Annotated in this window: 10 protein-coding genes; 5 read left to right on the top strand and 5 right to left on the bottom strand. The window is 56.8% G+C overall.

What is annotated here, in order from left to right:
* The first annotated feature begins 334 nt into the window (after nucleotides 1-334).
* Entirely contained in the window at nucleotides 335-1,354 is a 1,020-nt protein-coding gene (locus tag J7394_RS22560; protein WP_209256210.1) for an IS110 family transposase, read from the top strand.
* A 797-nt stretch (nucleotides 1,355-2,151) separates the two neighbouring features.
* Here J7394_RS22560 and J7394_RS22555 read toward each other — a convergent pair.
* Both J7394_RS22555 and J7394_RS22550 read right to left on the bottom strand, forming a co-directional pair.
* On the bottom strand, nucleotides 2,152-2,805 hold the full coding sequence (locus J7394_RS22555; RefSeq protein WP_247748383.1) for a leucine-rich repeat domain-containing protein: 654 nt from the start codon (nucleotides 2,803-2,805) through the stop codon (nucleotides 2,152-2,154).
* Nucleotides 2,806-3,216: 411 nt separating this feature from the next.
* Nucleotides 3,217-3,834, bottom strand: a complete 618-nt coding sequence (locus tag J7394_RS22550) for a TetR/AcrR family transcriptional regulator (RefSeq protein ID WP_209256209.1) — start codon at nucleotides 3,832-3,834, stop codon at nucleotides 3,217-3,219.
* A gap of 106 nt (nucleotides 3,835-3,940) precedes the next feature.
* Here J7394_RS22550 and J7394_RS22545 point away from each other — a divergent pair, with 106 nt between their 5' ends.
* From J7394_RS22545 to J7394_RS22535, 3 genes are all read left to right on the top strand, one after another.
* Nucleotides 3,941-4,402 (top strand): DMT family transporter, encoded by a 462-nt coding sequence (locus J7394_RS22545; RefSeq protein ID WP_209256208.1) that lies wholly within the window; start codon nucleotides 3,941-3,943, stop codon nucleotides 4,400-4,402.
* A 63-nt stretch (nucleotides 4,403-4,465) separates the two neighbouring features.
* Nucleotides 4,466-4,921 carry a nuclear transport factor 2 family protein gene (locus J7394_RS22540; RefSeq protein ID WP_209256207.1) on the top strand — a complete coding sequence of 152 codons (456 nt, stop codon included), beginning with the start codon at nucleotides 4,466-4,468 and terminating at the stop codon, nucleotides 4,919-4,921.
* The gene (locus J7394_RS22535) at nucleotides 4,914-5,750 is read left to right on the top strand and encodes an ergot alkaloid biosynthesis protein (protein WP_209256206.1); all 837 of its coding nucleotides are present in this window, start codon (nucleotides 4,914-4,916) and stop codon (nucleotides 5,748-5,750) included. Before J7394_RS22540 ends, J7394_RS22535 begins: the two co-directional genes overlap by 8 nt.
* A 622-nt stretch (nucleotides 5,751-6,372) precedes the next feature.
* On the opposite strand, the gene J7394_RS22530 is transcribed toward J7394_RS22535, so the two are convergent.
* The 3 genes from J7394_RS22530 to J7394_RS23230 are packed head-to-tail and all read right to left on the bottom strand — an operon-like array spanning nucleotide 6,373 to nucleotide 9,458.
* Nucleotides 6,373-7,536, bottom strand: coding sequence for a Gfo/Idh/MocA family protein (locus J7394_RS22530; RefSeq protein WP_209256205.1), 1,164 nt, complete (start codon nucleotides 7,534-7,536; stop codon nucleotides 6,373-6,375).
* Between the two features lie 9 nt (nucleotides 7,537-7,545).
* Nucleotides 7,546-8,442 (bottom strand): myo-inosose-2 dehydratase, encoded by an 897-nt coding sequence (gene iolE / locus J7394_RS22525; protein ID WP_209256204.1) that lies wholly within the window; start codon nucleotides 8,440-8,442, stop codon nucleotides 7,546-7,548.
* 8 nt (nucleotides 8,443-8,450) lie between these two features.
* Nucleotides 8,451-9,458, bottom strand: coding sequence for a Gfo/Idh/MocA family oxidoreductase (locus J7394_RS23230; protein WP_209256203.1), 1,008 nt, complete (start codon nucleotides 9,456-9,458; stop codon nucleotides 8,451-8,453).
* 108 nt (nucleotides 9,459-9,566) lie between these two features.
* On the opposite strand from J7394_RS23230, the gene J7394_RS22515 reads away from it, so the two are divergent.
* Nucleotides 9,567-10,583: a LacI family DNA-binding transcriptional regulator gene (locus J7394_RS22515; protein ID WP_209256202.1), complete on the top strand. Its 1,017-nt coding sequence runs from the start codon at nucleotides 9,567-9,569 to the stop codon at nucleotides 10,581-10,583.
* Nucleotides 10,584-10,963: the final 380 nt, after the last annotated feature.

The raw sequence follows: 10,963 nt of genomic DNA, 5'->3' as shown, positions 1-10,963 counted from the left end.
ACTTCACGACCAAGAGTGTCCCAATATTCGGCTTCTTTGGGTCGGTAAGGGATCGTATCAAATATCAAGGCATATCCCATGATTGTAGTTTGTTGGATAGAGACGAAAAAAACGTCTCCAACCTATTGCGGAATTCTCTATACGCCGAATAACCCTTAGCCGACGTTTGAGCAACTTGCAGCATTCGGTACTTTGGCTCGCACCGGATTTTCTCTGCGGTTTGCACCAACCGGTAGTCAGAGCCCTGAGCGGATGAGGTGGGTGGCTCCTGCTCCACCGGCATCGATTGTGCCAAAGTGCAGTTATCAACGACTGCTAGGAAAGGAGCCACCCAATGTCAGTAAAGACCGTAGGCCTGGATTTGGCCAAGGATGTTTTTCAAGTACACGGCATTTCGGAGAATGGACGCGTTATCTTCAACAGGGCGATCAAACGCTCGAAGCTGCTGGCGTTCTTTGAGACGCTGCCACCGTGCACGGTTGGCATGGAAGCCTGCGGTTCATCCCATCACTGGGGCCGTCAGCTGCGCAAGCTCGGCCATGATGTGAAGCTCATGCCTGCCGGATATGTCAAACCGTATGTGAAGCGCGGAAAGAACGATGCTGTCGACGCAGAAGCGATTTGCGAGGCGGTCCGCCGTCCGACCATGCGCTTCGTAGATATCAAGACTGAAGATCAGCAGGCCATTCTGTCGATCCATCGTACGCGGGATTTGGCGGTCCGGCAGCGCACCCAGTTGGCCAACATGATCCGTAGCTTGCTGCGTGAGTTCGGGCATATCTTGCCCATCGGGATTGAGGCAGTGACGACCTTTGCAAAGCGCCACCTGAACGGTGACTACCCGGATATGCCTGAGATCGCGAACGGTATGCTTGGCATCCAGTGCTATCAGTTCATCGGGCTGAACGAGCGCATCGAAGGCTATTCCAAGATGATCGAGCAACACGCGCTACTCAACGCAGATGCGCGCAGGTTGATGCGCATGCCAGGGATTGGACCAATCACGGCATCGGCCATTGTCGCTACGATTGGGGACGCAAAACAATTCCGCACAGGGCGCGATCTGGCGGCATGGCTGGGGCTGACCCCTCTCAATAAATCCAGCGGCGGCAAGGAGCGTCTTGGCAAGATCACCAAGCAGGGTGATCGCTACATTCGCAAGTTGCTGGTCGTGGGCATGACATCCCGCGCTGTGATGGCGAAACGTTCGCCAGAGAAAGTCGATCTCTGGACCGCAAAGATCATCGCCAACAAGCCCTTCAGGCTGGCGACAACTGCAATGGCAAACAAGGCGGCGCGGGCCATCTGGGCGATGCTGACTAAGAAACAGGAATACAGGCAGCCTGCGTTCTAACCACGCTGACTGCCTACAAAATGCAAGACGTTGAAGTGATGATGCGGAAGTAAGTCAACCAAGAGCAAGGACACTCCGGGAACGGCAGCGGCTCTTAGAGGTCGATAAGCCGATTGGAACCTCGCTTGCGGAACTCAACAGGGCCAGTGGAGGCAATGCCAAAACATAAACAGGCCGGACAGACGACGGTACTGACAAAAACAACCGCAAAAATCGCCAGAAAACACTTGCAATGCAGGAGCCACCCACAGATGCCGTTAGCGGGCAATTTGGTCGCTGCATCTGCATTCGTCAGTTTTGGGTAAAGAACGGATATTCAATCCCGGAATGACGAACCAAAACTAACCGCTACAGCACATCCATTGTTGATAGCCAGGGGGAGGTACAGATGCGCGCTGAGGGGGTCTAACGCGTTGTGCTGTAGCGGTTTCTTCGTGAGTGGCATGTATGCCGGATAGAGTGGTCGCGGAGTCAAAATGAGACCAAATCATGGCGCCGCCTACTATTTCTTTAGTTGGCTATGCTGAGCTTCCAAAACTGGACTTATCGCCTGAGACGTCGCGCCTGCTTTTCTTGGAAATGGTGCTCAAATAGCAACCAAAAGCCCGTCGAACTCCACATCATATTTGCGGAGACCACTAGCTGACGGTCAGAGCCCCTGCCGGCCATTGGTTGCCCTTCGGCCTTTTGCTTATGCAACAGGTCGCAAACGGGACTGAGCAGACCTTGTCTGCAGGCAGGCAAAGGACCGCTTTCTGTTTTTCGAGAAGATTGCGCTGCCCTTGAACGGGCAGTCATCAGAGGCCAAGTTCTTCTCTCAGGCGCGACAGGCGCTGCATTGCGTTGTACTGCCAACCCGGTCGATAGTCTTGGCGGTAGGCGCTCCCACCTGACAACTCAAGAAATGGACGCTCCTCTAGGATGGCAAAGTGCTCACGAGACCCATCAAGCGCGTGGCTGTTGTGAAGATTCAACCAGACCAAACTTTTGATCTGTGTAACTGGCCGTAGCGTGTCAATTTGTGTCTCGCCAATGTCAAGACGCTCAAGTGACGGTATTGCTGCGATGGGCGACACATCGGACACCCAGGTACCATGAAGATAAACCAACTTCAGGTTCGGCAAGCCCTGAAGCGGTTTGAGATCGGAAACTCGTGTCAAGTTCACGTCAAGATGTTCGAGCGTCGCGTTACCTTCCAGCCCGGTCAGATCGCTCAAGCTGGTTCCCCGTGCGTTCAGGTACTTTAAGTTTGGAACATCACCGATGTTTGCTGGCAGCTTCCGAAGATCGACAAGGTCGCTGAAATTTAGGTTATTGGTTCCGGCAGAAATTGCATCTGCAACCCGCTGCTCGGCTACAACAAGCTGTTGGTTTGCAGTTCTCATCAGTTTGAACTGCCACGCCGCAAATGCGGCTGAGGCAATAATAAATAGTAAGATAATTTTCCTCATATAATTGGTGGTTACCTATCGAATGTGGTCAATCTGTGACTGCTGCGCTTGGGTCGAAAAGCAGGCACTTATTCCAGCCGCGGTCTCTGCACTACAGGCTCTTTGCCGCCTGTTTCTGCAGTGACCTTGAACAAGCCATTTGAGCCCATACTGTGAATTTGATTTTTTCGCTGCGCGCGCACGCAGCAGGAAAATCGCCGCATTTGCGCTCTAAGTGACGCTGCCGCGCGGCGGGAAAACCAGCCGTTCGCAAACATTGCAGCGAAAAATTTGGGGGCAACTCACAGGTCGCGGGACTTTGCCGACATTGGTTTTCTGGACTCCAGGGTCCGCTTTCTGCGGTTATCGCCATACAAGTTCAGCGATTAGTTGTCCTCATCGAGACCAAACGATGTCATCATGGGAACTAGTTCAGCTCGATACGCTGAGCACTAGATTCGTAAATCTTCTGATGTCGGTGGGCCTGACAGATCTGTGCTGAACGATGACATGCCAGTAGAGCGGTGCAATAAGCATATCTAAAACCATCCGCCGATCAGTTTGTTCCGAAAGTTCACAACGTTGGACGGCCCTGTCCAACATAACCATTGCTTGGGCGCGCCGGTCACGTGTCACACTCTCCAGCAGCTCAGCAAGCTCATCTGAGCGGGCGTGCTCTGCATGAAGATCCGGAAGGATGCGCCGAACAAGCGGGTGTCGCAAAGTTGCAGCCATTCGGCGCAACATCATGGCAACGTCGCCCTCAAAGGATCCGGTGTCCGGAATTGGGGTAATGCGCGTCGCCGTTGATTTTACCGCTTCGGTCACAAGCTCAAATTTGGATTTGCTTCGACGGTAAAGCGCCGCTTTCCCGACGCCTGCGCGTGCCGCAATACGCTCCATGCGCAGCGCAGAGTACCCTGTTTCTGCCCATTCCTCGAACAAAGCGCGCTGAATGGCTTCCGTTACCTTGTCTTGCAAAACGGCGGCCCCGGCCGGCTTCCGACGCGGTCGAGTAATTTTGTTTACGTCGGAACTATTGCGTTCCATCGTGATTCTCCCATACATGCGACGAAACGGTATCGTTCCATCGCACTCTGAAGCAAACTGAACGATGCCGCAATAGGATCGTGAAGTTTTCTGAAAGGACGTGAAGATGGATCTGAAAATCGCACTTCTGTGGTTTGCGCCTCTGCTTTGCGGCGCCTTGATACCGATCCATGCCGGAATGAACGCCGAACTTAGCCGTGCTGCTGGCCATCCTCTTTGGGCCACAATGTTATCATTTGGAATTTCATTCGTTTTCCTGGTTGTTGCCCTCGTGTGGCTTCGCCCGACATTGCCAAGCTTGCCCTCTCTATATGCGGCTCCTCCCTGGGCGTGGGTCGGAGGTGTGATCGGTGTCATTTACGTGATGGCGACCATGGTTCTGATCCCACGCTTTGGGGCCGCCGCTTTTATTGCCGCGGTTGTCGCCGGGCAAATGACGATGGCACTTGCTCTGGACCAAAACGGTCTTCTGGGGAACGAGCCTCGGCCAGCAGACTTTTTCCGCATTTCAGGTGCTGTGCTGTCGATTGCAGGCGTGCTCATCATGCAGCTCGGAAAAGCGCCATGACCCAAGCCGCCACTTTTCTTAAAACCGTCCCGACATGGGCTCAGTTCAAAGTTAGGAAAGATCATGTCTGATACAAACACCATACCAAGCTTTGGCGCCATGCTGCGTCATGCTCTTGGAGATGCAATCACCGCAGATGCAGGCGAGAACTTTCTGGATATGTGTGACGAGAACATTGTGTTCGAGTTCCCGTTTTCACCAGAAGGCTCGGTTCGAACATTGCGGGGCCGCGGCGTCCTGGCAAACTATCTGCCGAAGGTGGGTGCACTGATCCACTTTGAAACCATGAGCCCCGCGATCACGCATGCCTCCAAAGACGGCGAGACTTTTGTTCTAGAATTTTCCTGCACGGGTGCGGGCGATGCAGGGCGCTATGACCAGAGCTATATCTCGGTCATTCAGATCAAAAACGGACGCATCGTGCGATTCCGTGACTACTGGAACCCTCTGGTTCTGCTGAATGCCGTCGGAGGGATCGACGTTCTGAAATCAAAACTTGGGGACTTTATCAATGACTAATTCTATCCTTGTCACCGGTGGCACCGGCAAAACAGGCAGCCGCGTCGTTAAGCAACTGCGTGCTAAAGGGCTCACTCCTCGCATTGGGACACGCAGCCCTCAAAACGAAGGTGAGGTGCGCTTCGACTGGAAAGACTCGTCGACCTTCAACGATGCTCTCGAAGGTGTTGGGGCCGTTTATCTCGTAGCACCGACTGACACTGTAGATTCACTTGGGGCTATGCGAGCGGGGCTGGAGGCAGCACTTGCTTCAGGCGTCACGCGCTTCGTGCTGCTGAGTGCGTCGTCGCTGGAAGAAGGTGGGCCGATGATGGGCGCGGTGCACGGCTGGCTGCGCTCCAACGCCCAAGAATGGGCCGTATTGCGACCAACCTGGTTCATGCAGAACTTCTCGGAACTTCATCATCGAGACCCAATCCGCGATGAGTCTGCCATCTACACGGCGACAGATGACGGCCAAATTGGCTTTATCGATGCAGATGACATTGCGGCCTGCGCAACAGCTTTGCTGGTCGCACATTCTGTCAAAAACACCGACTACATACTCACTGGTCCCGAAGCGATTTCCTATGATGTGGTTGCAGAAACACTAAGCAAACAGTTGGGGCGGAAGATCGTCCACCATCGCTTGACCGTCGATGAACTGGGGGAACGTCATCAGAGTCACGGATTGCCGGAGGAATATGCAAAAACACTCGCGGCAATGGACGGTGCAATCGCTGGCGGATCAGAGGATCGTGTCGCCGACAATGTGTACAAATTGACCGGCTCGATGCCGACTCCCATCGATCAATTCGTTCAGCAAAACCTGGAAGCATGGTCAACTTGATAGAGGCGACACTTTGCGGGCTGGTCGTTGCGCTCGGTTGGACTTTCGGACCAACTTTTTAGCGGTTCCCACTAAATTGGTGCATTGCGTCGACTTCGTGGTCACCAAGGTCTGCTTTCCGGTGTTTCGTGGCCATTAGTGCTACGTGCAGCATTTTGCAGATATGGGCTCTTCGCCGCCGAATGCTCGCGCAGCAGTGCCAACGCGGCGGGAAGATCGGAACCGGCCAATCGTCAATCTCACCAAATCCATGATCTTGCAGAGCCGTTGACGGTGCGCTGCCGTTGGATGTCAATGAGCCGATGCTCAGGTCGCAGGCGGCGAAATCTGACTGCGAGCCCAACCTCGCCATTGCAATTCTGAGCTGCGTGCGCATGCAGCGGAAAATTGCAGCATATGCATTTGGCGGAGTGCTGTCATGCGGCGAGAAAACCTTCCATTTGTGCCCCGCGCAGCCAATTCGTCCTCCCCAATTGGAGGGGACGAGTTGGCAAATGTTCAGTTCCGGCGCATCGCAACACAGCTATTCCCAAAGGGGCAAAGATCGAAGCCTCGTTTCGGATTGTGCAAACGGCGAAGCGCGCAATTCCGACAGCCCTGAGGCTACGAAATCAATCTTGTTTCAGACCATTTCCCAGTTCCGGGTTTTTACACTTCGCTCCATCGCGTCGACAACTTTTTCGTTCTCGAGGCCGAACTGGAAGTTCGGGTGGCAGTCGTCCTGTTTTACGATCCCCTCAATCAGGTCGCGCACCTCTATAACCTTCACGTCGAAATAGCCCAATCCGCCACCGGCAAAGTCGAAGCCGAAGAACGCGGAAAACTGCGGCACCTGTGAGCCGGCATAGATCGTCTTGAAGCCCCGATCAGGTTTCGGGTCGTTAAAGCGCGAGATTCTCAGCTCGTTGAACCGCTCGCCATCCATGATGATGGTGCCCTCGGTGCCCGAGACTTCCCAGTAGATCCCAAAGACCTTTCCGGCGGCCACGCGGCTCGCTTCGATGGTACCGCCCGCACCGGATTTAAAGCGGATGAGGGCCTGGATCTGGTCTTCGTTCTCGACCTCGGCGCGCGGGGCATCGGCTCTGGCCTCGGCCCCGTAGCCGGATCCGCCCTGCGGTACGGGACGGGTGGGAAAGTAGGTCTGGGTCTGGGCGATGGTGCTGTCGATGTCGCCGATGAGGTATTGCGCGACCGAGATCACGTGGCTGCCGAGATCACCGAGGGCGCCGGAGCCCGCCTCCTTGCGGGTGCAGCGCCAGGAAAACGGCAGCTCCGGGTCGTTGAAGAAGCCCTGGTCGAACCAGCCGCGGAACCGCATCGGGGTGCCGATGTCGCCGCGGTCGATGAGTTGCTTGGCCAGCATCGCGGCCGGGGTCTTCACGTTGTTGAACGCGACCATAGTCTTCACGCCCTTGGCCTTGGCAGCGGCGGCCATTTCCTCGGCTTCGGCAAGGGTGACCGAGAGGGGTTTCTCGCAATAGACGTGCTTGCCCGCCGCAATCGCCGCCATGGCCACGTCGTGGTGCATGGCGTTGGGCGAGGTGATGTCGACCACGTCCACGTTCGGGTCATTGACCAACGCGCGCCAGTCGCCAGTGTGTTTCTCGAAGCCAAATCGCGCGGCGGCGGCAGCGGCCAAGTCCTCGGTGGCGTCCGCCAGCATGTAGAGATGCGGTATGGCCGGCAGGTCGCGGTAAAGCAGCTTGGCGCGGGCGTAGGCGTCGGCGTGGGCCTGCCCCATGAAGCCCGAGCCGATCAGCCCGATATTGAGGTGCTTGGTCATGTCAGTTCCTCAGAAAAGTGAATTGATGTGGTCATAAGCGCGCTTAGTTGCGGCCTTCGGTTCGGCTTCTTGGCGCGACGGATCCTGCTCGGCCTCGACGACGAGCCAGCCCTGGTAGCCCGAATTCCGGACGAAATCGGCGACTGGCATGAAATCGAGGGCACCGTCGCCGGGCACGGTGAACATGCCCATCCGCACCGCGTCATTGAACGACAGGTCTTTTGCGCGCACCTCTTCCAGCCGGTCGGCACGCACGTCTTTAAGGTGGACGTGCCGGACGAGGTCGCCGAACCGGTCGAAGAGCTTGGCATAGTCGAAACCGCCGGCGTAGGCGTGGCCCGTATCGACAAGCAAACCGCATTGGGCACGGTCGATAACCTTGCAGACTTCGTCGAACGTCTCCAGAACCATCATCAGGTGGTGGTGATAGGCCATCCTGAGCCCGTATTCCGCATTCAGTCGGGCATCGAATGCTTTCAGGCGATCAGCATATTTGGCCGCTTGGTCGTCGTCGAGCGTCAGCCGGCGCGACATCGGCACGTCGAGCGCCCCCTCTGCCATTGTGCCGACAGGGCCGTAGACCATGACCTCAACGCCGAGGGTGCTGAGCAGTTTGGCGTGTGGTGCAACGTCGGCCATTTCGTCCGCGACGTCGCGTTCGGTCAGGAAACCGGAATGCCACCCGGATGCCAGCGTCAGCCCATGGACGTCAAGCAGGGGCTTCAGCGTTCCGGCGTCGCGCGGGAACTTACGACCGAGCTCGATGCCCGCGTAGCCGTTTTCGGCAGCCTCGGCGAGACAAGTTTCAAGCGGGGTATCTCCGCCCAGATCATCGAGAACGTCATTGGTCCAGGACAGCGGAGCGACGCCAAGGCGGACTCCATCGGGAAGGTTTGATTTTGTCATGGCGGGCCTCATGGTTGCCAGTCGGGGGTCAGCTTCACTGGGTGACCTGTGTTGATCGAGATAAGCGCTGCTTCGGCCAGACGCTGCGCCTCAAGCCCATCGCGGACGTTCGCCAGCGGCTTGGTGCCGTTGCGGATCATGTCGACGAAGGCGAGCATTTCCGCGCGATAGGCAATTTCGAACCGGGCGATGAAGTAGTCCATCGGTGGGGCCGAAAGCAAACCGGAGGCGGCGGCGATGCGGATGTCGTTCTGCGGCCGGTTGTCGATGAACAGCACTTCGTTGGCGCAATGGGCTTCCAGCCGCTGGTCATAGCCAAGCGGCCCGCGCCGGTTGTTAGACATCTGAACCATGCGGCCGGACGCAATTGTCATCGTCACCAGCAGGCTATCAATATCGCCAGCCGCGCCGATCTCTGGGTCAACCTGGCAATTGCCGACCGCATAGATCGAAGTAATTTCCTCGGCGGTCATGAAGCGGGCCTGGTCGAAATCGTGGATCGCCTGGTCACGCAGCATCCCACCCGAGACCTTCACATAAGCGATCGACGGCGGGCCGGGATCACGGGTGTGCATCACCAGTTGCTCTAGGCGCCCGGCAGTGCCGTCAGCGATGCGGTCGCGCACGGCACGGAAGTTGGGGTCATAGCGGCGCTGGAACCCCAGCATCACCGGCAGTGCTGAAGCCTCGGCTGCGGCAGCAACCTTGGTGACCGTGGAAAAATCCAGACTGATCGGCTTTTCGCAGAAAATCGCCTTTTGCGCCGCCACCCCGTCAAGCAGAAGCTTCGCGTGGCTGTCGGTCGAGCTGGCGATCACCACGCCGGCCACATTCCGGTCGGCGAAGACCTCGTCCGGTTCCACAATGGCCGCTCCGGTACGCCGGATCAGATCGTCCTGCGCAGGGCTGGCAATTGGATCAACAAGGTATTTTACGCGAACGCCGGGCAGCGCTGCGAGGTTCTTTGTGTGAACCTGGCCAATCCGTCCGGTTCCAAAAACGGCAAGGTCAATCACTTATGCTTCTCAATCGGGAATCTCCAGCTCACGTGGAGAATACGCTGGCCCCAGATTTGGAAATACGGCATCTTTGAAGAAATTTCTTCAAACCGAGGAGGGCAGAGGATGGGCAGCAAAACCACCGCCCGCGACGTTGCCAAAGCGGCCGGCGTTTCTGCCTCGACCGTCGATCGGGTGCTCAACGATCGTGGTGGTGTCACGGAGGAAAAGGAACAAGCCGTGCTGGCCGCCGCACGACGCCTCGGGCTTGATCGGGCGCTGCGCCAGCGGCCCGCGCGAACATTGCGCGTTGCCGTCCTCGCCCAATCACCGGAAAACACGTTCCATGCCGAGATCCAGAACGGTTTCGAGGTCGCCAATCGGGCCTATCCTCAATTCAACATGCAGTTTCGCATGTATCATATTGATCCGGGTCGCAGCGATAGAATCGCTCGACAAATTACCGACCTTGCCCCGCTTCATGACGGTATCGTGATTGTCAGCGCCTATGACGTCGAAATCGCCTCCGCGCTCACGGCGTTCAGCGGCACGGGAAAGCCGGTCATCACCCTCGCGACCGACATGCATGGAATCGGGCCGCACCTCTATGTTGGCCCCGACAACAGAAAGGCAGGACGGATTGCGGGCGATTTGATGGGTCGTTTTCTGGGGACCGGGGGTGGCGACGTGATCGTCATAGCCGGGCTGCTGAGCATGATCGGCCACCGAGAGCGCGTGGAGGGGTTTCGCGAGGTTTTGGCGGACCGCTACCCACGGGTCTGCGTGTCGGAAATCTTGGAGAGCCGCGAGTGTGGAGATCTCGCGGGTGATCTGGCCTTTCAGGCCATCAAGCGCAATCCGCAGACGCGGGGAATCTACAACGCATCTGCCGGCGCGCAACCGATCGTCGACTCGCTCGCTGCCCTGAAGCGACAAGAAGACATTGTGTATGTTACCCATGAACTGACCAGCGAAAGGCGCCGGTTGCTGCGTGCCGGGCTGATAGACGCCATCATCGACCAGGATCCGGCCCAAGAAGTGAAGACGACAGTCGAAACAATGGCTGCATTGTTGGGCCGCACCGAGGTGTTCCCCAGTTCCCCGGTGACCCCACTGCACATACACACGATTGAGAATTGCTAGACGGATACCGACGCTGGCAATGTCGACTTTGAACAGGGCGCTCCGCTTCAAGCACTTCGCAGCATTCTTCGTTTTGGGGTCTGAGCCGCCCAATGGACTGGCGGCAGTGCCCTCAATCTATTGAGATGGTAAACTGCCGTTGCGAGTGCTGCTATGCATGGCCAGAGCATGAACGCTCGATTTGTCCGTGTCTTGATTTGTTGAAGCCGTGCGCAGCGAAAGGGTGATGTGAAACTGCGCTGTTTGGCCCCTCCGAATGGCATGTGTGGATGGCTCCTGCATAGCAAGTCCTTTTTGACCTGATTTGTGCATTTGTCAGAAGCAGTCATGTGTCCGGCCTTTTTGCGCGGTTTTGACCGCTGGCCCTGATGGGTTCCGCA

This window comes from Ruegeria sp. R13_0, from assembly GCF_017743995.1.
Classification (GTDB): Bacteria; Pseudomonadota; Alphaproteobacteria; order Rhodobacterales; family Rhodobacteraceae; genus Ruegeria.
Note: the sequence above shows the minus strand (reverse complement) of the source record. Positions and strands in the feature narration are given on the sequence as shown.